The following is a 21,729-nucleotide window of genomic DNA, read 5'->3' on the forward strand; positions in this document are numbered from 1 at the left end:
CGCTGAAGGTCCTGCGGACCTTGTCGCAGCCTCGCGGGCTCGACAGCGGCTACAGGTCATGGGCTGGGCTCAGCGACGTGCGGACAACTGCTGGGGCGCGAGGAACGCGTCGCGAAAGTAATCGCGCAGCGCCTGCATCGCCGGGGTGAAGCTTCGTTCGCGGTGCCAGGCCAGGCCGACGCTCATGGGCGTGACCGCATCGCTCAGGCTCAGGGTTTCGATGCGCTTGCCTTCCAGCGACCAGGGACGATGCACCAGGTCCGAGAGGATCGCCACGCCGCTGCCGTTGGCCACCATGCTGCGCACCGCCTCCACCGAACTGGTCCGCACCCGCACCCTGGGCTGCTGGCCAGCCTGTTCCCAATAGCGCATGGCGCTTTGTTCCGCCTCATCCACGGTGAGCAGGATGAAAGGCTCTGCCGCCACGTCCGCCAGGCTGATGCTGGCCCGTTCGCATAGCGGATGGTGAGCCGGCAACCACAGCCGGCGCTCGGAGTTGAACAGGGTTTCGGACACGATGTCCGGATGGGTCAGGTTGGCGGTGAGCACCACCGCCATGTCGAAGTGCCCGGCCAACAGCCCCTGTTCGATAGCCTGGCGCTCCTGCTCATGCAACTCGATGGTGACGTCCGGGTGCCAGTGTCCCAGGCGCTGCAGATGGTGCGGCAGGAAATAGCCGATCACGGTGTAGCTGGCGGCCAGGTGCAGGGTGCCGCTGGCGCGGTAATCGGGCATCGGGCTGTTGAGCGCGTCATCGACGCTGCGCAGGATCACGTAGGCGCGGTTGAGGAAGTGCCGGCCAGCGTCGGTCAGGCTCATGCCCTGGGCCGAGCGCACGAACAACTGTACGGCGAGCATCGCCTCCAGCTCCTTGATCGCCGTGGTCACCGCAGATTGGGAGATGTTCAGGTGGATCGCTGCCTGGGAGATCTGGCCGATCTCGGCAGTGGCCACGAAGTACCGCACCTGGCGCAGGGTCAACGACATTTCTATCCCTTTGGGTATCTGTTTTTCAGAACAACCCCTATCTGATAATAGATCTTCCCAAGGGGTCAAGGCCGCTCTAACGTCCATGGCACGAGTCACGGACGTTGGAGCAACAGTGATGCAGGCAGTGGATTTCAATTCGGACATGGGCGAGAGCTTCGGCCCGTGGACCATCGGCGATGGCGTGGACAACGAACTGATGGGCTTCATCAGTTCGGCCAACGTCGCCACCGGTTTTCATGCGGGTGACCCCGGCACCATGCGCCGCACCATCGAACAGGCCAGGTTGCGCGGCGTGGCCATCGGCGCCCATCCGGGGTTTCGCGACCTGGTGGGGTTCGGTCGGCGCCATATCAACGCCCCTGCCCAGGAGCTGGTGGACGACATGCTCTACCAGCTCGGCGCCCTGCGCGAGATGGCCCGGGTCCAGGGCCTCGCGTTGCAGCACATCAAGCCCCATGGCGCGTTGTACATGCACCTGGCCCGGGACGAGGAGGCGGCGCGCTTGCTGGTGGAAAATCTGCAGAAACTCGAGCCCGAGCTGTTGTTGTACTGCATGCCCGGCTCGGTGATCTGCCGTATCGCCCAGGAGCTGGGGCAACCAGTGGTCCGCGAGTTCTACGCCGATCGCGATTACGACCTCAGTGGTTCAATCGTCTTCACCCGCCAGGTTCGTGCCCTGGATCCGGATACGGTGGCTGCCAGGGTGGTGCGCGCCTGCCAGCACGGTGTGGTTCGCACGGTCGAGGGTGAAGACCTGGCCATCGAGTTCGATTCCATCTGCCTGCACAGCGATACCCCGGGGGCGCTGGACCTGGTGGAGGCCACCCGCGCGGCGCTGGACCTGGCCGGCATCCAGGTACGAGCGCCACGCTGAGGCGGTTTTTCCAAGCACCGCGCACAGACGCGATTTCACACGGTTTTGCTTTTTTGCCTGCCTTTCGACAACTATTCCAAGAGAAACAGACATGGCCGAATACAACGTCATCACCCCTTTGCCGGGCACCTTCTACCGCAAGGCCACTCCCGAGTCGGCCCCCTTCGTCGAGGTCGGCGACCGTGTCAGCGCCGATACCGTGATCGGCCTGATCGAAGTCATGAAGCAGTTTTCCGAATTGACCGCCGGCAGCGCCGGCCAGGTCGGTGCTTTCCTGGTCGAGGACGGGGATCCGGTGGAGCCGGGCCAGGTCGTCGCGATCCTGGTCGAATGAGGGCTGTGACATGACCGATTCCATCCGCAAGCTGCTGGTCGCCAACCGTGGCGAGATCGCTGTGCGCATCATCCGCGCCGCCAAGGCCCTGGGCATCCCTACCGTCGCTGCCTGCAGCGAGGCGGACGCCGACTCCATGGCCGCGCGCCTGGCCGACGAAGTGCAGGTCATCGGCCCGGCCCGGGCCGACAAGAGCTACCTGAACAGCGAGGCGCTGCTGGGCGCGCTCAAGGCCAGCGGGGCCAATGCCGTGCACCCGGGGTATGGCTTTCTTTCGGAGAATGCCGAGTTTGCCGAAGCGGTGGTCCAGGCTGGCGCCATCTTTGTCGGACCCGACGCCCGGACCATCCGCCGCATGGGCGACAAGGCCGAGGCCCGACTTACTGCCCAGGCTGCTGGGGTACCGGTGGTACCGGGTTCGGCCGGCGAGTTGTTCGAACTGCAGGCGGCGCTGCAAGCCGCCGAGACGGTGGGTTTCCCGCTGCTGATCAAGGCATCGGCCGGAGGGGGCGGGCGGGGTATTCGCCTGGCCGAGGACGTCGCACAACTGGTGGAGGAGTTTCCCCGGGCGCAGCGCGAGGCCCAGGCGGCGTTCGGCAATGGCGCCTTGTACCTGGAGCGTTTTATCGGCCGGGCCCGGCATATCGAGGTCCAGGTGCTGGGAGACGGCAAGCGTGCAGTGCATTTGTTCGAACGCGAATGTTCGCTGCAACGGCGGCGGCAGAAAATCTTCGAGGAGGCGCCGTCGCCGGTGCTCGACGCCGTCCAGCGCGAGCAACTGTGCAGCAGTGCCGTGCGCCTCACCGAGGCCCTGGGCTACCAGGGGGCCGGGACCCTGGAATACCTGTATGACGACAGTACCGGCGAGTTCTTCTTCATCGAGATGAATACGCGGATCCAGGTGGAGCATCCCATCAGCGAACTGATCACTGGCATCGATCTGGTCCAGGCCATGCTGCGTATCGCTGGCGGCGAACCGCTGGGGCTGTGCCAGAGCGATATCCGGCTCAACGGCGCGGCCCTGCAGATGCGTCTGAACGCCGAAGATCCGGCGCGGGATTTCTTTCCCAGCCCGGGCAAGGTCGAGCAATTGATCTGGCCGCAAGGTGCCGGGGTGCGAGTCGATAGCCACCTGTACCCGGGCTATGCCGTGCCGCCTTACTACGACTCGCTGCTGGCCAAGCTGATCGTCCACGGCCGCGACCGTGGCGAAGCCTTGGCCCGGGCACGGATCGCCGTGGAGCACACCACCCTGAGCGGCATGGCCACGACCTTGTCGCTGCACCGCGAACTGTTGGCCGAACCCTGGTTGCAGCAGGCCGACTTTCACACGGGAACCCTGGAAACCTGGCTGGCCGAGCGCCGCGCCGGAGGTGTCGCATGAACCAGCCGATCCGCTACAGTTTTGGTGCCGACGAGCACCTGTTCGCCGAAGTCAGCGACAGCATGTCCCTGGAGGCTTTCTTCAAGGGCATGGCGGTGACCCGCGCCGTGGAGCGCCTGGAACTGGATGGCGTGCTGGATGTGTGCCTGGCCAACGCTTCGTTCCAGATCCGTTTCGACCCGGACCGCATTGCCCCGCACGCCCTGCTGGAAGCCGTTCGACAGGCCGAGGCCGGAGCGGTGGCCGAGCGCAGCCTGAACACCCGGATCATCGAGATCCCGGTGCTCTACAACGACCCCTGGACCCATGAAACCCTGATGCGCTTTCGCGACCGGCACCAGGACCCCAGCGCCACCGATCTTGAATACGCGGCGCGGATCAACGGCCTGGCGGATGTCGACGCCTTCATCGCTGCCCATAGCGGCGCGCCCTGGTTCGTCTCCATGGTGGGCTTCGTCGCCGGCCTGCCGTTCATGTTCCAGATGGTCGAGCGCGAGCGCCAGTTGCAGGTGCCCAAGTACCTGCGGCCGCGTACCGACACGCCGAAGCTGACCCTGGGCCACGGCGGCTGCTTTGGCTGCATCTACTCGGTGCGCGGTGCCGGCGGCTACCAGATGTTCGGCGTTACCCCGGCGCCCATCTACGACCCGCAGCAACAGCTGGCCTACCTCAAGCAGCACATGGTGTTCTTCCGCCCGGGAGACATCGTGCAGTTCAAGCCCATCGACCGCGAGGCCTATGACCTGGCCGTGGCCGAGGTCGAGGCCGGGCGCTTCGACTTGCGCATCCGCGAGGTGGAGTTTTCGCTGGATGCCTTTCTCGCCGACCCGGTCGGTTATCCCACGTCGCTGCAGGAGGTGCTGGCATGATCAAGGTCATCAAACCGGGCTTGGCCACATCGGTACAGGACCTGGGCCGCGAAGGTTTCTATCACCTGGGGATCCCGCCGTCCGGGGCCCTGGACCAGTACGCCCTGAGCGCCGCCAACCAACTGGTGGGCAACGCGCCGGGGGCGGCGGGGCTGGAGTGCACCTTGCTCGGGCCTGAACTGGAGTTCGGCGCCGATGCTCTGGTGGCGGTCTGCGGTGCCCACATGACCCCCAAGCTCGATGGCGTCGACATGCACCTGGACACCGCCTTTGCGGTCAAGGCCGGGCAAGTGCTGCGCTTCGACTTTCCCAAGGCCGGGGCGCGGGCCTATCTGGCGGTGGCCGGAGGCATCGACGTGCCGCTGGTGCTGGGCAGCCGTTCCACCTATGCCCTTGGCGCCCTGGGTGGTTTCCAGGGGCGGCGCCTGGCCATTGGCGATGAATTGCCGGTGGGTGTGGACAGCGGCAAGAGTCGCCCGGGGGCCAGCCTGCCCATGGCGCTGCGCCAGTCCCTGGGGGGCGAAATCACCTTGCGGGTGGTCCCGGGCCTTTACTACGAGCGCTTGAGCGAGGCGGCCAAGGCCAGCTTCTTCGCCGAACCTTGGACCGTGGGCTCGGAGGCGGATCGTATCGGCTATCGCTTCAAGGGCGGCAGCGCGCTGAGCTTCCAGCCCCGGGAGCAGCCGTTCGGTGCCGGTTCCGATCCGTCGAACATCGTCGACAGCTGCTACCCCATCGGTTCGATCCAGGTGCCGGCGGGGCTGGAACCCATCGTCCTGCACCGGGATGCGGTGTCCGGGGGCGGCTACGCGATGATCGGCACGGTGATCAGCGCCGACCTCGACCTGATCGGCCAGATGCAGCCCAACCAGAAGGCGCGTTTTGTAGCGGTGACCCTGGATGAAGCGCTTGAGGCGCGGCGTTCCTACAAGAAAAAGCAGGCGTGCCTGGCCAAGCTGTTTCCCTCCTGATCCACCCCAGTCGTAGCGGCTCACGCACTGTGTCGCCGCTGCCGCAGGCTGCGCAGGGTTCGGTACTCGCCGTCAGGTTCTGCGGGGCTGCGCCCCGTGCGCAGCCTCGCTGGTGCTCGACAGCGGCTACAGCAGATAGGGCTGCTGCTTCGTGTAGCCGCTGCCGCAGGCTGCGTACGGCTCGGTATGAGCCGCTGGGGATTACCGGCTAGAACAGTTGGGTGAACAGCCAGTACAGGCTGCCGGACAGCAGGATTGCCGCTGGCAGGGTCAGCACCCAGGCCATGGCCAGGTTGCGGATGGTGCGCATCTGCAAGCCGCCGCCGTTGGCCACCATGGTGCCGGCCACCCCCGAGGACAGCACATGGGTGGTGGATACCGGCAGGCCGAACATGTCCGCCGCGCCGATGGTCAGCATCGCCACGGTCTCCGCCGAGGCGCCCTGGGCGTAGGTCAGGTGGGTCTTGCCGATCTTCTCACCAACGGTCACCACGATGCGTTTCCAGCCGACCATGGTGCCCAGGCCCAGGGCAATGGCCACGGCGATCTTCACCCACAGCGGGATGAAGCGCGTGGCGTTGTCGATCTGTTGCTTGAACAGCTGCAATTTGTCCCGGGTGTCCTGGTCGAAGTGGCCCACCTGGTTCTTGTCCATCAGGCGGATCGCTTCGCTGGTCAGGTACATGTCATTGCGCACGTTGCCCATGGCTTCGGCTGGCACCTTGGCCAGCGAACCGTAGCCCTTGACCTCGGTGCCGATGGCGCCGGTGAGGGCGGCCAGGGCCGGAACCAGTTCCGGCGTCGCCTGCTTGCTGCGCATGTACTCCGAGAGCACCGCGCGCGGGTCGGCCGGTGCCGCCTGTGGGTAGCTCTTGACCAATGCCTGTTGGGTGACCTCGGCCACCGCGGCAAACTGCAGCGACTGGTCGGCGGGCATGGTGCGGTTCAAGGCGTAGGCCATGGGCAACGTGCCCACCAGGATCAGCATGATCAGGCCCATGCCTTTCTGGCCATCGTTGGAGCCGTGGGCGAAGGACACTCCGGTGCAGGTCAGGATCAGCAGGCCGCGGATCCACCACGGCGGTGGGGTGTCGCCCTTGGGTGCCTTGTACAAAGCGCGATTCTTGACGAACAGGCGCAGGGCCACTAGCAGCAGGGCGGCGAATACGAAGCCGATCAGCGGCGAGAACAGCAGGGCGTAACCGACCTTGGTGGCCTGGCTCCAGTCCACGCCGCTGGTGCCATCGCGACCGTGCATTAGGGCGTTGGCCACGCCGACCCCGATGATCGAGCCGATCAGGGTATGGGACGAGGAGGCAGGCAAACCCAGCCACCAGGTGCCGAGGTTCCACAGGATGGCGGCGATCAGCAGGGCGAAGATCATGGCGAAGCCGGCGGAAGAGCCCACCTGCAGGATCAGCTCCACCGGCAGCAGGGCAATGATGCCGAAGGCCACCGCGCCGCTGGACAGCAGCACCCCGAGGAAGTTGAACAGGCCCGACCAGACCACCGCGAACTGGGGTGGCAGGGAGTGGGTATAGATCACCGTGGCCACGGCGTTGGCGGTGTCGTGGAAGCCGTTGACGAATTCGAAGCCCAGGGCGATCAGCAACGCGACGCCCAGCAGCAGGAACGGGGTCCAGGTGGTGACCGTGGTACCCAGTTCGTGCATGTCGTGCATCAGGCTGTAGGCGGTGAACAGCAGGCCCATGGCCAACACCGCGAAGAACACCACCAGGGTGAAGGGGCTGGGTTTCTTGTCCAGTTGTGGTTTGGCGTCGAGGCTGGGGGGCGCGGCGCTCAGAGAAGGGGTGGCCATTGCTGGACAATCCTGTGGCTGGAAGGAGTGCAGTCCATGATCGTTGCCAAATGTTACAAGCAGACTGCCTCAGGTCATGGTTTGTGCAATTGGCCAGCCCGTTGATCCGTTTGCCCACCCTGGCGGCTCGTGCGCAGCCTGCGGCAGCGGCCACACGAGGCGAGGTCTGCGTGCATCACTGATCCACGGCGCCCTGTAGCCGCTGTCGAGCGCCAGCGAGGCTGCGCACGGGCGCGTAGCGGCCGCAGGGTTCAGTAATCCTGGCGCTTGCGAAAGGCCCAGCGTCCGGCGATCACGGTGAAGGTGGCCACCAGCGCCACCAGGATCCAGAAACCCTCGGGGTCGGCGGAGAGGGGAATGCCGCCGACGTTCATGCCGAAGAAGCCGGCGATGATATTGATCGGCAGCGCCAGCACCGTGACGACGGTCAGGGTGAACAGCGTACGGTTGCTCTGCTCGTTGAGGTTGGCGGCGATTTCCTCCTGCAGCAGCTTGATCCGCTCCCCCAGGGCCGTGAGGTCATTGATGATCAGGGCGAACTCCTCGGTGGACTTGCGCAGCTCCTTGACGTCTTCCTTCTGCAACCATGGCGGCGGGCGGTTGAGCAGGCGCAGCAGCGAGCCCGGCTCCAGGGCCAGCAGCCGCTGCAGGCGCACCAGCACTCGGCGCATGGCCCCCAGTTCGGCACGATTGGTCGAGGCCCGGGCGGCCAGCAACTGGTCTTCGATCTGGTCGACGCTGAGGCTGGTCTTGCGCACGATCTGGGTCAGCACTTCGCCCTGGTCGCGCAACAAGTGCACCAGCAGTTCCAGGGGCGAGCGGAAGTGCTCGCCGGCCTTCACCGAGGAGCGCAGCTTGTCCACCGAGTGCAGGGGCTGCAGGCGGGCGCTGATGATCAGGTTGCTGCGTACGCAGACCCACAGGGTGGAGATGTCCGAGGAGACCATGTTGCCGAAGTTGAACACCACATCGTTGACCACTGCCAGCAGGGCCGAGTCCACGTGCTCGATGCGGGTCGAGCGCGAGCCTTCGTGCAGGGCCTCGAAGAATTCCTCGGGCAGTTGCAGGTGGGCCTTCATCCAGCGTTCGCAGGCGGCATGGGCCAGGTTCAGGTGCAGCCAGAGGAACTGGTCGTGGTGTTCGGGAGCCTGCAGGGCTTGCAGCGCCTTGGCCGAGTCCAGTTCGCAACCACGTTCGCCGGGGCGAAAGCGGTAACCGTAGAGCAGGCCGAACAGGTCGGAATCGCGGTGACTCTGGTCGAGGCTGTGGTTCATGGAGGCTCGCAGGAGGAACAGTGCCTGGCGCGGATTTCACAGGTTCACTTGGGCTCGATCATGGCAAGGTCTCTTGACGTTTTTGTGACAGTTGCAAGTCCATGATTCGCCCCGTTCTACCAGTGGTCGGAGGCCCTCAAGATTGTCCGGGCGAGGCCGATCACTGCTCACATGCAGTACGCATTCGGCCCGGCTCGAATGCACCTGACAGGGAAGTTCGGACTTACGCATGGCCTTATCGGGCCTGTTTCCTCCCTGCCATGAGATCTTCTCGATGTTTTTGCAAAAATCCCTGAGGGCGCAAATTCTCGCCCTGCTGAGCGGCAGCCTGCTGGCGGTGTTGTTGATCGCCCTGGCGTGCTTTCAATTGCTGTCCAACGGTGTGCAGAACTATCGCCAGCTGATCGAGGGGCCGCTGCACAGTTCGCAACTGATCGATGAGGCCAACCTGCAGTTCAAGATCCAGGTGCAGGAATGGAAGAACGTGCTGCTGCGGGGCAAGCAGCCTCAGGAACTGAACAAGTACTGGCAGCAGTTCGAGGACCGTCAGCGCGATGTCCAGACTATTCTGGGGCAACTGGTGCAGACGCCGGAGCTGGAACCTTCGCTCAAGAGCCGGGTACAGCGCCTGGCCCAGGAGCATCTGGCCCTGGGCCAGGCCTATCAGAGAGCCCGTGACGCCTATGTGGCCGGTGGTGCCGATCCGAGTGCCGGTGATGCCGCGGTCAAGGGCCTGGACCGTGCCGCCAGCGACCAGATGAGCGAGCTGGTGACCGAGTTGCGCAAGCAGGGCGAGCGGCAGTCGCAGCAGATCAGCAGCGCGGCCGATCGTACGGTGTGGCTGGGCATCCTGGTGATGCTCATCTCCGCCCTGCTGATCGGCCTGCTCAGCTTGTGGCTGGTCAACCGCAGCCTGGTGGAGCCGATCCGCCAGTTGATCGACTACGTGGCCCAGCTCAGCCGTGGCCAGTTCTCCCAGCGAGTGGACAGCACGCGCCAGGATGAACTGGGCAAGCTGGCAATGGCCGCCAATACCCTGCGCGATTTCCTCGCCCAGACCTTCACCAGCCTGCAGCGCAGTGCTTCGGACCTGGATACCTCCAGCGGTGAACTCAACGCCATCGCTACCCTGATGTCCCAGGGCACCAATGAGCAGTTCAGCCGCACCGATCAGGTGGCCACGGCAATGAACGAGATGTCCGCCACTGCCCAGGAGGTGGCGCGTCATGCCGCCGATGCTGCCCGTGCCGCAGATGATGCCGATCAGTCGGCGCAGCAGGGCGAGCAGGTGATGCAGAGCACCATCGACAGCATCACCCGGATGCGTGGCGAGATCGCCAACACCGCCACGGTGATTCGTCGCCTGGAAGCCGACAGCGGACGGATCGGCAAGGTGCTGGAAGTGATCCAGGGCATCGCCGAGCAGACCAACCTGCTGGCCCTCAACGCGGCCATCGAGGCGGCCCGGGCCGGCGAGGCCGGGCGTGGTTTCGCCGTGGTCGCCGATGAAGTGCGCAGCCTGGCCCAACGCACAGCGGCGTCGATCACCGAAATCAACCAGATCATCCAGACCGTGCAGACCGGTGCGGTGGATGCTGCCCACGCCATCGAGAGCGGTCAGTCGCGCAGTGAGCAGAGTGTGCAGCAGGTGACCGAGGCCGGGGCCATGCTGGAGCGCATCACCCAGGCGGTGGAAGCGATCCGCGACATGAACCGGCAGATCGCCACGGCGGCCGAGGAACAGACCTCGGTGGCCGAGGACATCTCGCGCAACCTCACCGAGATCACCAGCATTGCCAGCACCAACCTGGACAATGTCCAGCGCACCGAGGCGGCAAGCCGCAACCTGCATGCCCTGTCAGGTCAGCTGAACGAGGTCACGGCGCGCCTGAGCGCCTGATCGACCAGGCCGTAAAACACGAGGCCGCGCTCCCGAATCGGGGCGCGGCCTGGTGCTGCATGGGGGTTACTGGTCTTGCTTGTTGCCCAGGACCTTGCCGGTCTTGGCATCCAGGTCCACGTCCCACTCGATGCCTTTGCTGTCGCGCAATTCCACCTGGTAGACGTAGGCGCCAGCGGCTGTCTGTTCCAGCTCGGTATCGGTGATGTTGGCGGCGCTGGTGCCAGGATGCTGGGCGAGGGCGGCCTGGTTGAGCTTTTCCAGGTCCATGATCGCGCCCGACTTGAGCAGGCCCGGGATCAGGTCTGGGCGGACATCGGCCTGGGCCAGGCCGGCGGTCAGGGTCAGGGCGGTGGCGGCCAGCAGTGCGGAGAGTTTGCTCATGGATGTTTCCTCGGAGGTGATGGGTTTCGATGGGCACAGGTTAACCGGCACAACTTAATTCACCCTTAATTCCCGCTGGCGGTTGCGCCATTTGTTCAAGCTTGCGGTTCCCCTGCATCGGCAAGCTGGCGTCTCCTTAACGACGGAGACAAAACGGATGAAACGAATGCTTGCGTGGTTGTATGGGCCGTTGTTCTTCAGTGGCTTCATCGGCGCCGGTATCGGGTGGATGGGCAGCGCTGGCGGTTCGGCGACGGGCCTGCTCTGGTTGTTCCTGGCGGCCCTTGGCGTGTCGTTCGTGGCGGAGTGGCTCCTGCCCTACGAACCGGCCTGGAATCGCTCCCAGGGCGACCGCTTGCGCGATTGCCTGCATGCGGTGGTCAACGAAGGCTTGAATGCGCTCGGCTTGCTGGCCTTGCCGGGACTGGTGGCGCTGTTGGCCCATGACGGCTTGTGGCCCGGGCAATGGCCGCTCTGGGGGCAGGTACTGCTGGCCATCACCCTCGCGGATTGCGGGATCACCCTGGCTCATTACGCCAGTCATCGCTGGGCCTGGCTCTGGCGCCTGCATGCCGTGCACCACAGTGTGCAGCGCATGTATGGCTTCAATGGCCTGCTCAAGCACCCCTTGCACCAGTTGCTCGAAGCCTCGGCCGGGCTGTTGCCGCTGCTGGTGCTGGGTATTCCGTTGCCGGTGGCGCAGCTGTTGGCCCTGGCCATTGCCATCCAGTTGCTGTTGCAGCACTCCAATGTCGACATGCGCCTCGGGGTACTGCGCCTGGTCTTCGCCTGGGCCCCGGTGCACCGCTTTCATCACATGAAGTACGGGCGTGCCGGGGACGTGAACTTCGGGCTGTTCTTCAATCTGTGGGACTGGCTGCTGGGCACCGCCTTCTACCGGCATGACTATCGGATGCGCCCGGGGGACCTGGGGATCGGCAGTCGCCCGGACTACCCCGTGGCCTACGGGCAGCAATTGCTGGAGCCGTTCAAGGTCCAGCGTTACAGCACCGAACCCAAGGTGCCGCCGGCCCTGCGCCGTCGGGTCAGGCCAGCAGGCGAGGCCTGAGGGTCTTGAGGGTCTGGCCGGCGGTGACGCCGAACAGTGCCTTCAAGGTCCGGGAAAAGTGCGCAGCGTCGGCGAACCCGGCCTCGTGAGCCGCTTGGGTCATGGCCTGGCCCTGCAGCATCAGGGCCATGGCCAGGCGCAAGCGCCGCCACAACACCAGGCGGCGCACCGGCAGGCCTACATCCCGGGCGAAGAGGCGCTCCAGCTGGCTCAGGGAAATGTGGGCCTGGGCCGCCAATTGGGCGGCCGCCACCTTGCCGTCCAGGGCTGTGTCCAGCATCTGCAGCGCCCGGCCTACGCGACGATCGGCAATCGGTTGGCGTCGACAGGTGCGCAACGCCGCCTCCAGGCCGGGCAACGTGGGTGTGACGCCGCTGATGCTCTGCTGCAGGTCTAGGGCGTCGATCGACAGCGGCTCGGCGTAGACCGTGAACGCTGCTTCGGGAGCCTCGACGATGGCATGGCGGGACAAGGCCTGGATCATCAGGTAGTGACCGCACTGCCGGACACCGTCCAGTTCCACGGTGACCGGCAGCCCGGGAGCGATGATTAATTGATGGGCGTAGTGGGCGTGGGGCGCGGTAGGCCCCATGAGGCCATGGACCAGGCCGAAGTCACGGCCCAGCCAGAGTTCGCCATTCCAGTGCGAGGAGGACACTCAGTAGCCGCTGGCGTCCAGCAATCGGCTGACACTGGTGCCGGCCGGACGCTGGAAGTACTTGAGCAACTCGTCGCTGCGGTTGGTGAAGATGCCATCGACTCCGGCACTCATGACCTTCTGCAAGTCCACTGGCTCGTCCACCGTATAGACATGCACCAGCAGCCCCTGTTCATGGGTGTACTGGTTCATCCAGGGTTGCACCAGGTCGGCGTAGCTCTGTTCGCCACCGCCCGAGAGGGCCGCCGAAGGGCCGGTGCCAATGGCTCCCCGGGCCTTGGCGAAGTCTACCCAGCGCTTGAATTCAGCCTGGTCGCGGGGTTGCTGGCGGGCATAGAAGGCGGCCTTGTCGGTTTCACCGCTGCTGGCGAAGCTCTGCCCCGAGGCCGGTTCGATACTGCCGGGCGCCAGCCACAACAGCAGGATTTTCGGCACCCTGGGCATTTCCTGGTACAGCAGTTCGAGGCTGTGCTTGTCGAAGGTCTGCAACACCACCTTGCCCTGGCCCTGGCCCACCGCCAGATCGCCTTTGGCCAGGGTAGAGCCGGACGGGCTCAACCAGCCACGGTGCTGGAGCTGTTCCTTGAGGTCGTGCTCGATCCCGGGGAAGAGCTGTGGCTCCTTGGTCTCGATATAGAGCCCGGGCTTGTGCTGCGAGCTGCCCTGGGCAATATCGATGATCTCGTCCAGGGTGAGGATCTTCAGGCCGACGAAGCCTGGGCGGGCGCGATCGGGGTGGGCCTGGTTGAACCAGCTGCCGGCATCCAGGGTCTTCAGCTCGGCCATGGTGAAGGCATTGGCGGGGCTGTCCTTGCGCTCGGGGAACTTGTGCGCCACGTCGGTGGTGCGCTGCAGGTTGTTGTCATGCAGGGCGAACAGCACGCCATCCTTGCTGCGCTGCAGGTCCATCTCCAGGTAGTCGGCCCCCAGGTCCCGGGCCAGTGTGTAGGAGGCCGCAGTGGACTCCGGGGCATCGAAGGAGGCTCCGCGATGGGCGATGACCGCCGGCCGGGGGATGTCCAGGCGAGCGGCCAGGGCCTCGGGGGCGAGCTGTTCGGCGGCCTGGGCCAGGCCACAACCGAGCATCAGGCCCAGCATCAGGGCGCTGGGGTGGAGGGTGGCAGGCATGGGCGGAATCCTTTCGTGGGGGCGGGTACACGTCGCTATCTTTTAGCAACTCGATGACGCTTGTGCTATCGCCAAAGCGACACATATCAAGCTCTTGCGCATGATCCGGATTTTTTCCGGCACTTTGCAGTACTCTTGGACGCCACAGTTTCCCCAGCAGAGGGAAGCCAGACAAAACACCGCTGTTCCTTGCCTCGCGTGTAGACCATCGATTTCCCCTCCTGCGGGACCCATAACGAGGTTTACCATGAGCATCACTTCCGAACTCATCTGCCAGGCCGCCGACCAGCTCAAGGGTTTTGTCGGTTTCAATCGCAAGACCGGCCACTACATCGTGCGTTTCAGCGAGGACTCCTTTGGCATGGACGTGGCCGACGACGCCATTGTCCCGGCCAGCGAATTTGTCTGGGCCTCAGGTGACGGCGAGGCCATGAGCCTGCGGCGCAAGCAGATCCAGTTGCTGCTGGACCAGAACATCGACGATCGGATCAACATCAGCGAGCCGTTGCGGGTGTACATGCGTCGCCGCGACCTGCCGGAAATCCAGGCCGTGCGCAGCCTGCTGTCAAGCGCCCGGAGTTGATCCGGCACGACTGCCCGGGGCGCCCTCGCGGGCGATCCGGGAGTCCCCTCATTCGCCGAAACCGTAGGCTCGCTCGACCTTGCTCACCCGGACTTGAAAGTGCCGGTACCACTGGGTGCGGCCGTGTTCGCGGGCGACGCTGTGCTCGGCCTGCCGCTTCCAGGCCAGGATCGCCGACTCGTCAGTCCAGTAGGACACGGTGATACCGAAACCATCGACACCCCGTGCCGATTCGACTCCTAGAAATCCAGGTTGCTGGCGTGCCAGCTCGACCATGCGTGCGGCTGCCTGGTCATAGGCGAGGTCGGCGGCATTGCGCAGGGAGCTGAAGATCACCGCGTAGTAGGGCGGGACCGGGGTGCTACCGATCATCGCCGCAGCTCCTGGCAGGCCTGGAGCAGGGCCCGGGCCAGGGGCGGGGTGTGACCCGCGAGGGCAGCGCGCTCGGGTTGGAACAGGGTGGCGACGAAGAACGGATGGTCGTCCAGTTCCACGGCGCGCAATTGCCCGGCCTGGTCGTGGCCGCTGGGGCGCAAGGTGCTACTGAGCAAGGGGCCGGCGAAGTCCGGATTGACTCCGTAGCGGCAGCGGTAGCCTTCTTCGATGCTCAGGCTGGCGTAGGCCCTGGCGATCAGGCTGCCTGGCCGCAGCTGGATGCGATCGCGGGTTTCCACCAGGGCGCAGCTCAGCAGGCTGAGTACCGCTCGCTCGGCCTGTGGAGCGGTTTCCCCATGTTCGGCATTGGTCCAGCCCAGCACGTTGCGGGCATATTCCAGGACCGCGTGCTGGAAACCGCCACAGGTGCCGAGAAAGGGGCGCTGCTGTTCCCGGGCCAGGCGGATCGCCAGTAGCGCCCCGGTCGCGTTGCGATAGGGGCTGCCGGGCACGCACCAGAGGCCATCGAAACCCTCCAGTTGCTCGGCATCGTGCAGGTGTTCGGTCGCCAGCCACTGATACTCCACCTGGGTGCCAATTTCGTCCGCCGCTCGTTGCAGGGCCAGGGGCAGCGCCTGGTGCGCGGTGATCAGGGGGTCGTGATCGCCCACCAGGGCGATGCGGATGGGGCGTGGGGACATGGGCTTCTCCTGTGGTCATCCCGGCTTGTCGCCAGTTGGTGGCCACTATAGATTGGCGTCTGCGCAATCAATATTGGCGTTTATCCAAGTGATCAATGCAGTGACGCACTATCAGCTGGACTATCCCGACCTGGCTCTGGTCCTGGCCCTGGTCCGTGGCGGCTCCCTGGCCCGCGCCGCGGCGCTGCTCAAGGTCGATGTCTCGACGGTGTTTCGCGCGGTGCGCCGACTGGAGGCCGGGCTCGGCCAGCAGCTGTTCGCCAAGAGTCGCGCCGGCTACCTGCCCACCAGCCTGGCCCAGGCCCTGGCGCAGCAGGCCGAGCAAGCGGAACAGGCTCTGGAAGCGGCGCGGATCGGCGTGGCCCGGGGCGGTGAGGTGATCAGCGGCACCGTGCGCCTGACGTGCACCGACGCGGTGTTGCACAGTCTGTTGCTACCGGCCCTGGCGCTGTTCATGCCGAACTACCCGGCATTGGTCATCGAACTGTGCACTTCCAATGACTTTGCCAACCTCAGCCGGCGCGATGCGGACATTGCCGTGCGCCTGACCAGCACACCACCGGAGCACCTGGTGGGACGCTGCCTGGGGGCTGTGTCCTATCGCGTGTATGCCAGCGAGGCGTACCGGCAGCAGGTGGATTGCAGCGATCTGTCACAGCTGGCGTGGATCGCCCCGGATGATTTCCTGCCCGACCACCCGACGGTGGCCTGGCGGCGCCAGCAGTGGCCCGCCGTGCAACCTGCCTATCGCTGCAACAGCATGCAGTCGGTGGTCGAACTGGTGCGAGCGGGGCTTGGGATCGCGGCGCTGCCGGACTTTCTCGTGGCTGATGGGATGCTGGAGCCGTTGAGCGAGCCCCTGGGTCCTGAAACGGCCCTGTGGTTGCTGACCCGACCGGATTGCCGGGCCCTGCGTTCGGTGGTGACGTTGTTCGACGAGCTGGCGCGCCACCTGCGCTGGAGCTGACGCGATCAGGCCCGGGGCTGTTCCTTGCCCACGAAGTGCTGGTGCATGTCGCTGGTGAGGTTCTCGATGCGTTCGGTCAGCTGTTTGGTCATCTCCGTCAGGCGGGTGTTCTGTTCCAGCAACTCCAGCAGTTGAGCGGTGGTGTGGGCGGCCTGGGCCTGGCGTTCGGTGTTGGCGATGGCCAGGGCTTCCCGGTGTTGTGCATCGGCGTCGGCCTGGGCCTTGTCCCGCGCGGCCTGGCGGGTCTGGGCCAGGAGGATCAGGGGCGCGGCATAGGCCGATTGCAGGCTGAACGCCAGGTTCAGGAGAATGAAGGGGTAGACATCGAAGTGGGTCAGGCCGCTGAGATTCAGGGCCACCCAGATCACCACCACCAGGGTCTGGGCGCCGAGGAAGGTCGGGGTGCCGAAGAATCGGGCGAAGGCTTCCGCCTTCAAGGCAAAACCGTCGGTACCGAAGGTGGGCGCCAGGTGGGCATGGGCCCGGTGAAAGCGCAGGTGATCGATGCTCGGGGTGGTTTTTTCCGGGGTGTCGCTGGAACTCATGGTGGCCTCCGCCAGGCGCTGGAACGTCGGCCCACTATAGTCCTCCAGGCCTTTCCCGACGCTGCTATCGACGTCGGGAAAGGTTTCTCTCAGAGCGCGCCGCGGTCCCCGGCGAAGACGCTCACCGCCTCTACCGCCTCACTGGCGCCGTCGCGAATCTGCAGGATCGCGGAACCGGCCTGGTCCGCCAGTTGTACGCCCTTGGCCGCCCGCTCCCGGGTGCCGTCCATGCTCTTGATGGCTTGCTGGGTCTCGTTCTGGATCATGTCGATCATGCTGGAGATTTCCGCTGTCGAACCACTGGTTCGGGCCGCCAGCTGGCGCACTTCGTCGGCCACCACGGCGAAGCCGCGGCCTTGTTCGCCGGCGCGGGCGGCCTCGATGGCGGCATTGAGCGCCAGCAGGTTGGTCTGGTCGGCGATGGCACGAATGGTGTTGACGATGGCGGTGATCTGTTCCGAGCGCTCGCCGAGCCGGGCGATCTGCGACGAGGAGTCCTCGATGTTGCTGGCGATCTGACGCATCTCGCTGGCGGCCTGCTGGATCACCTCGGTGCCTTGCTCGGCGACTTTTCGGGTCTGTACCGAGATGTGGTAGGCCTGGGCAGCGCTCTGGGCGTCATGCTCGTGCTTCTCCACCTGCTCGGTGACGTCGGCGGCGTACTTGACCACCTTGCACAGGCGCCCGGCGGCATCGTAGACCGGGTTGTAGTTGGCCTCCAGCCACAGGGTGCGGCCATGCTTGTCGAGGCGCTCGAAACGGCCATTGAAGAATTGTCCCTTGTTCAGGCGGTTCCAGAAGTCCTGGTAACCGCTGCTGTTGGCCAGCTCCGGCTTGCAGAACATCCGGTGATGCTTGCCCTTGATGTCGGCCAGGCTGTAGCCCAGGCGGCTGAGAAAATTGGAGTTGGCGCCGAGGATGGTGCCGTCGAGATCGAACTCGATCACCGCCATGGCCCGGTCTATGGCATCCAGCTTGCTGCGTGCCTCGACCTCTTCCTGGATTCTGGCCGTGACGTCGAGGGCATACTTGATCACCTTGTAGACCTTGCCGGCCTCATCGCGGATGGGGTTGTAGCTGGCTTCCAGCCATAGGCTGCGGCCATCGCTGGCGATACGCTCGAAGGTGCCGGATTCGAAGTGGCCGTCCTTCAGGCGTGTCCACAGCTTCTGATAGTCGCTGCTACGGGCAAACTCCGGGGTGCAGAACAGTCGGTGGGGCTGGCCGAGCACCTGGTCTTCGCGATAGCCCAGGGTCTTGAGGAAGTTGTCGTTGGCCCGCAGTACGGTGCCATTGAGGTCGAACTCGATCACCGCCATGGAGCGGTCGATGGCGTCCAGCATGCGGGATTGTTCGGCGATGGTCCGGTTCAGGGAATCGATGGTCTTGTTGTGGCGGTTGAATAGCATGTTGGCTGGTGCTCTGTGGGAGAAACGTTGCGTCGATCCCTATGAGTGCGCCGGTATGCCGAATGCTCCCTGACACCCGGCATTATCTGCTCAATGCCAGCGTTCCATGACTGGCAGAAAAACTCGCAGTGATGCTTCGGCCGCCATCTGGGGCGAACACCGGTGGCCGAATCAAGAGGATACGTAATGGCTGCGAGTCGATTTAATGGGCTTGCGTGGCCACGGCTGTCGTTGCAGTGCTGCACAAGAAAGGCCGTCGCTGTCGCGAAGTGGCGGCATTATGATGGCATTTACCCTGAAAAAGCTAAATTAACTTGTACAAAAATGTTTTTTACTTCCTTTTTGTATAAGTTTTGCTGGCTCTTATGCCATTTGTTTCTGTGACACCTGTTGTCCTCCATCGCTGCTGGCGATCCGGTTGCGGCCATTGTTCTTGGCCTGGTACAGCGCCTGGTCTGCGGCGTGGAGCCAGCGGGACGGATCCTGGAAGTTCGGGTCGAAGGCGGCGAGGCCAATGCTCAGGCTGACCTTCAGGCCTTCTACCTGTGGGTGCCGATATTGGCTGAACACCTGGCGCAGGCGCTCCATGACATCCACGGCCTGCTGACGGGTCATGCGGGGCAGGATCACGCAGAACTCGTCACCGCCATAGCGCCCGGCCAGGTCATCATGGCGCAGGTTGCGTCGCAGCTCGTTGCTCAGGTGGCGCAGTACCGTGTCGCCGATGATGTGGCCGTAGGTATCGTTGATCGCCTTGAAATGATCGATGTCGATCAGCGCGATGCTGGCTTCGATCTGCCGCTGCTGGCATTTGTGGAACTTGATGTGCAGCAGGTCCTTCCAGGACCCATGGTTGAGCAAGCCGGTGAGACTGTCGGTGCGGCTCAGGGCACTCAGGGCCCGCTTGTGCTCGGACAGCTTGATCGCCAGGCGATAGCAAACCGTGCCCACCGCCAGCGGATAGAGGGTCAGCATGGGCAGGCAGGCGTAGATCTGCAGTGCGCTGATCCGGGTCGTGAAGGTGGCTGAAAACAGCATCCATGACAGCAGTATCCCGCCACATTGGGCCAGGCTGCCGCGGATGAAAAAGCGCAGCCCACCCGCGGCCACATTGTTCATGGCCATCATCGACAGGATGGTCACCGTGGGTAGCGGATTGAATTGCATGGTGGCTGCCCAGAATCCGCCGAGCAGTGAGTCGTACAGCATGTTGCGTCGCTCTGCCTGGTAGGGGAAGGCCGAGCGGGTGGAGAGCTGGAAAGCCAGGTGGGGCCAGACCAGGCCATGGAACAGGAGCAGGGCCCAGACCCAGTCCGGTGGCGCCAGGGGGTAGATTGCGGCGCAGACACTGATGCCGCCGATGCCCAGACCTATGATCCTTGGTCGATAGATGCGCCGGGCAAATGACAGCCCTTTGCCGCGTTGATTTTCCATGTATTCCTGCACCAGGTTCTGTACTGAAGCACCTTGCAGGTGCTCCTGCGGCGTGGCCGCTTGCCGGATCAATCCGGTGAATATTGTCATTTATTCCAGAGGGAATAATTAGTGTCCTTCGAAGCCATTTCTCGGTGGCCGGGAGCGGGTTGGGGCGGGCAAAGGGGCCAGCAGCGGCAGCGTGTTCAGGCTTGATAGTGACCGAGGAACATGTCCAGGGCCGACTCGACGACCCGCGATTGCACGTCCGCTGCCAGGGGCGGCTGGCCCAGGGTGATCTGGGGCCACAAGGCAAAGCTCTTGAGCAGTCCGTGCAACTGCTGGGCAGCGAATTCCGGGTCCACCGGCTTGAGCCGGCCGTCGGCCTGAGCGCCGCGAATCCAGCGAGCCAGGCCTTCTTCCCGTTCGCCCAGGCGCGCCACCATGTTCTGCGCGCGTTCCGGTGAGTGAATGGCGGCGGCAATGGCCACTCGGGCCAGGTCGAGGAAATTGTCATCGGCAAGCAGCAGCAGCTTGGCTCGCAGCAAACCGGCCAGCTGTTCGCGCAGAGGCTGGTCGCCGTGGTAGGTGATTTCCGTCTGTGTGCTGATGCTGACCCAGAGCTTGTTGAGGATCTCGGCGAACAGCTCTTCCTTGCTGGGGAAGTGGTTGTACACCGTACGCTTGGACACCCCGGCCGTGGCAGCGATCTTGTCCATGCTGGTGATGTCGAAACCACTGGTACGAAACTCCCTGATCGCAGCCTGAACGATGGCATTGCGCTTGAGGTCGGTAAGGCGCTTCGGAGCTGTCATAAGTCGGGTTCGGTCGGGGTGGGCGAGGAGAGCATCCGGCAGTCTACTTTGTCTTAATCCTGTTGCAATCCAGAAACTACACTGTGTAGTGTAGTTGCTCTTCAAGACGATGATCTGCCTTGCCACTTTCGCGCCCCGGCCAGCAGATCATCCTGCAGAACAACGTCTGAACCTCGCTGCGTTCCATGGAGTCACTCAAGTCATGGCCATTGTCTCGTCCAGCGTCACCCATGTTCCTCGTCAGGAAACCTCGCGCCAGGAGCAGGGTGCTTTCCGCAATCACGTACCGGTGAGCCGTGCAGGTTTCGGCAAGACCTTGCAGATCTTCTGGAACATGCTGTTCCACAAACCCCGCAATACTCGTCCGGCCGGCGCCATTCCGGTGTCCCCGCTGACCCGCGAACAATTGCTGGCCGCGCCTGACCAGAGTGTCTTCCGGCTTGGGCATTCCACGGTGTTGCTGAAGATGCGTGGCAAGTTCTGGATCACCGATCCCGTATTTGCCGAGCGTGCTTCACCGGTGCAATGGGCCGGGCCAAAACGCTTTCATCAACCGCCCATCAGCCTTGCGGCATTGCCGGAAATCGAGGCGGTCATCCTCTCCCACGATCATTACGATCATCTGGATCACCAGACGGTGCTGGCCCTGGCGAGCAAGACCCGGCATTTTCTCACTCCCCTGGGCGTGGGTGACACGCTGATCAAGTGGGGAGTGCCCGCAGCCAAGGTGCGGCAGCTGGACTGGTGGCAGGGATGTGAAATCGAAGGGGTCTGTTTCATCGCCACGCCATCGCAGCATTTTTCCGGGCGTGGCCTGTTCGATGGCAACCGTACCTTGTGGGCCTCCTGGGTGATGATCGATGGGCTGACGCGAATTTTCTTCAGCGGCGACACCGGTTATTTCGAAGGTTTCAAGCGTATTGGCCAGCAATACGGTCCATTCGACCTGACGCTGATGGAAACCGGCGCCTACAACGTCGAATGGCCCCATGTGCACATGCAGCCGGAGCAGACCCTGCAGGCTCATCTCGACCTTCAGGGGCGCTGGTTGCTGCCGATCCATAACGGCACCTTCGACCTGGCCATGCACGCCTGGCATGAGCCTTTTGACCGTATCCTGGCCCTGGCCTGGGAGCGCAGTATCAACATCACAACGCCGCAGATGGGGCAGGCCTTCAGCCTTGGCCAGCCCGAGCGGGGAGCGGCCTGGTGGCTGGAGGTGGATGGAGCCCTGGAACAGGTGGGTGTCGAGTCTGCCTGAGTCCGG

The 21,729-nt window shown here is 64.3% G+C and carries 22 protein-coding genes; 10 read left to right on the top strand and 12 right to left on the bottom strand.

Annotated features, from left to right (window positions below; all coding sequences use genetic code 11):
- Window positions 1-69: 69 nt before the first annotated feature.
- Entirely contained in the window at window positions 70-987 is a 918-nt protein-coding gene (locus LGQ10_RS27035) for a LysR family transcriptional regulator (protein WP_058434968.1), read from the bottom strand.
- 118 nt (window positions 988-1,105) lie between these two features.
- Here LGQ10_RS27035 and LGQ10_RS27040 point away from each other — a divergent pair, with 118 nt between their 5' ends.
- The 5 genes from LGQ10_RS27040 to LGQ10_RS27060 all read left to right on the top strand — a co-directional run bounded on the left by LGQ10_RS27040 (window position 1,106) and on the right by LGQ10_RS27060 (window position 5,422).
- The gene (locus LGQ10_RS27040; protein ID WP_226523727.1) at window positions 1,106-1,864 is read left to right on the top strand and encodes a 5-oxoprolinase subunit PxpA; all 759 of its coding nucleotides are present in this window, start codon (window positions 1,106-1,108) and stop codon (window positions 1,862-1,864) included.
- A gap of 91 nt (window positions 1,865-1,955) precedes the next feature.
- Complete coding sequence (locus tag LGQ10_RS27045) at window positions 1,956-2,198, top strand: acetyl-CoA carboxylase (RefSeq protein ID WP_058436244.1); 243 nt, start codon at window positions 1,956-1,958, stop codon at window positions 2,196-2,198.
- A 10-nt stretch (window positions 2,199-2,208) separates the two neighbouring features.
- The gene (locus LGQ10_RS27050; protein ID WP_226523728.1) at window positions 2,209-3,582 is read left to right on the top strand and encodes an acetyl-CoA carboxylase biotin carboxylase subunit; all 1,374 of its coding nucleotides are present in this window, start codon (window positions 2,209-2,211) and stop codon (window positions 3,580-3,582) included.
- Window positions 3,579-4,451, top strand: coding sequence for a 5-oxoprolinase subunit B family protein (locus LGQ10_RS27055; protein ID WP_058436242.1), 873 nt, complete (start codon window positions 3,579-3,581; stop codon window positions 4,449-4,451). The genes LGQ10_RS27050 and LGQ10_RS27055 overlap by 4 nt, the downstream gene beginning before the upstream one ends.
- A complete protein-coding gene (locus tag LGQ10_RS27060) occupies window positions 4,448-5,422 on the top strand; it encodes a biotin-dependent carboxyltransferase family protein (protein WP_058436241.1) in 975 nt (324 codons plus the stop codon). The genes LGQ10_RS27055 and LGQ10_RS27060 overlap by 4 nt, the downstream gene beginning before the upstream one ends.
- Window positions 5,423-5,630: 208 nt before the next feature.
- On the opposite strand, the gene LGQ10_RS27065 is transcribed toward LGQ10_RS27060, so the two are convergent.
- A complete protein-coding gene (locus LGQ10_RS27065; protein ID WP_226523729.1) occupies window positions 5,631-7,241 on the bottom strand; it encodes an inorganic phosphate transporter in 1,611 nt (536 codons plus the stop codon).
- Between the two features lie 251 nt (window positions 7,242-7,492).
- Entirely contained in the window at window positions 7,493-8,515 is a 1,023-nt protein-coding gene (locus tag LGQ10_RS27070; protein ID WP_058436500.1) for a transporter, read from the bottom strand.
- 274 nt (window positions 8,516-8,789) lie between these two features.
- Between LGQ10_RS27070 and LGQ10_RS27075 the strand changes: the two genes are divergently transcribed.
- Window positions 8,790-10,415 (top strand): methyl-accepting chemotaxis protein, encoded by a 1,626-nt coding sequence (locus LGQ10_RS27075; RefSeq protein ID WP_058436499.1) that lies wholly within the window; start codon window positions 8,790-8,792, stop codon window positions 10,413-10,415.
- A 66-nt stretch (window positions 10,416-10,481) separates the two neighbouring features.
- On the opposite strand, the gene LGQ10_RS27080 is transcribed toward LGQ10_RS27075, so the two are convergent.
- Complete coding sequence (locus LGQ10_RS27080; protein ID WP_058436498.1) at window positions 10,482-10,799, bottom strand: PepSY domain-containing protein; 318 nt, start codon at window positions 10,797-10,799, stop codon at window positions 10,482-10,484.
- Window positions 10,800-10,956: 157 nt separating this feature from the next.
- Here LGQ10_RS27080 and LGQ10_RS27085 point away from each other — a divergent pair, with 157 nt between their 5' ends.
- Complete coding sequence (locus LGQ10_RS27085) at window positions 10,957-11,868, top strand: sterol desaturase family protein (protein ID WP_058436497.1); 912 nt, start codon at window positions 10,957-10,959, stop codon at window positions 11,866-11,868.
- Here LGQ10_RS27085 and LGQ10_RS27090 read toward each other — a convergent pair.
- Both LGQ10_RS27090 and LGQ10_RS27095 read right to left on the bottom strand, forming a co-directional pair.
- On the bottom strand, window positions 11,846-12,526 hold the full coding sequence (locus LGQ10_RS27090; protein ID WP_226523730.1) for an AraC family transcriptional regulator: 681 nt from the start codon (window positions 12,524-12,526) through the stop codon (window positions 11,846-11,848). The two genes, LGQ10_RS27085 and LGQ10_RS27090, sit on opposite strands and share 23 nt — an antisense overlap.
- Window positions 12,527-13,654 carry a glycerophosphodiester phosphodiesterase gene (locus LGQ10_RS27095; RefSeq protein WP_226523731.1) on the bottom strand — a complete coding sequence of 376 codons (1,128 nt, stop codon included), beginning with the start codon at window positions 13,652-13,654 and terminating at the stop codon, window positions 12,527-12,529.
- Between the two features lie 247 nt (window positions 13,655-13,901).
- Here LGQ10_RS27095 and LGQ10_RS27100 point away from each other — a divergent pair, with 247 nt between their 5' ends.
- Complete coding sequence (locus LGQ10_RS27100; RefSeq protein ID WP_226523732.1) at window positions 13,902-14,237, top strand: DUF2025 family protein; 336 nt, start codon at window positions 13,902-13,904, stop codon at window positions 14,235-14,237.
- Window positions 14,238-14,285: 48 nt separating this feature from the next.
- Here the strand turns inward: LGQ10_RS27100 and LGQ10_RS27105 are convergent, their stop codons facing one another.
- Both LGQ10_RS27105 and LGQ10_RS27110 read right to left on the bottom strand, forming a co-directional pair.
- Complete coding sequence (locus LGQ10_RS27105; RefSeq protein ID WP_226523733.1) at window positions 14,286-14,609, bottom strand: antibiotic biosynthesis monooxygenase family protein; 324 nt, start codon at window positions 14,607-14,609, stop codon at window positions 14,286-14,288.
- Window positions 14,606-15,313 (bottom strand): CTP synthase, encoded by a 708-nt coding sequence (locus LGQ10_RS27110; RefSeq protein ID WP_226523734.1) that lies wholly within the window; start codon window positions 15,311-15,313, stop codon window positions 14,606-14,608. The genes LGQ10_RS27105 and LGQ10_RS27110 overlap by 4 nt, the downstream gene beginning before the upstream one ends.
- Between LGQ10_RS27110 and LGQ10_RS27115 the strand changes: the two genes are divergently transcribed.
- Window positions 15,312-16,280: a LysR family transcriptional regulator gene (locus tag LGQ10_RS27115; RefSeq protein WP_413247572.1), complete on the top strand. Its 969-nt coding sequence runs from the start codon at window positions 15,312-15,314 to the stop codon at window positions 16,278-16,280. The two genes, LGQ10_RS27110 and LGQ10_RS27115, sit on opposite strands and share 2 nt — an antisense overlap.
- Before the next feature lie 5 nt (window positions 16,281-16,285).
- On the opposite strand, the gene LGQ10_RS27120 is transcribed toward LGQ10_RS27115, so the two are convergent.
- The 4 genes from LGQ10_RS27120 to LGQ10_RS27135 form a co-directional block, all read right to left on the bottom strand.
- On the bottom strand, window positions 16,286-16,825 hold the full coding sequence (locus LGQ10_RS27120) for a DUF1003 domain-containing protein (protein WP_058436928.1): 540 nt from the start codon (window positions 16,823-16,825) through the stop codon (window positions 16,286-16,288).
- Between the two features lie 89 nt (window positions 16,826-16,914).
- A complete protein-coding gene (locus LGQ10_RS27125) occupies window positions 16,915-18,234 on the bottom strand; it encodes a methyl-accepting chemotaxis protein (RefSeq protein ID WP_226523735.1) in 1,320 nt (439 codons plus the stop codon).
- Window positions 18,235-18,597: 363 nt separating this feature from the next.
- A complete protein-coding gene (locus LGQ10_RS27130; protein ID WP_226526209.1) occupies window positions 18,598-19,668 on the bottom strand; it encodes a diguanylate cyclase in 1,071 nt (356 codons plus the stop codon).
- A gap of 185 nt (window positions 19,669-19,853) precedes the next feature.
- Window positions 19,854-20,462, bottom strand: coding sequence for a TetR/AcrR family transcriptional regulator (locus LGQ10_RS27135; protein ID WP_226523736.1), 609 nt, complete (start codon window positions 20,460-20,462; stop codon window positions 19,854-19,856).
- Window positions 20,463-20,664: 202 nt separating this feature from the next.
- On the opposite strand from LGQ10_RS27135, the gene LGQ10_RS27140 reads away from it, so the two are divergent.
- Window positions 20,665-21,723, top strand: a complete 1,059-nt coding sequence (locus LGQ10_RS27140) for an MBL fold metallo-hydrolase (protein WP_058436768.1) — start codon at window positions 20,665-20,667, stop codon at window positions 21,721-21,723.
- The last annotated feature ends 6 nt before the right edge of the window (window positions 21,724-21,729 follow it).

The organism is Pseudomonas sp. L5B5 (genome assembly GCF_020520285.1).
Classification (GTDB): domain Bacteria; phylum Pseudomonadota; class Gammaproteobacteria; order Pseudomonadales; family Pseudomonadaceae; genus Aquipseudomonas.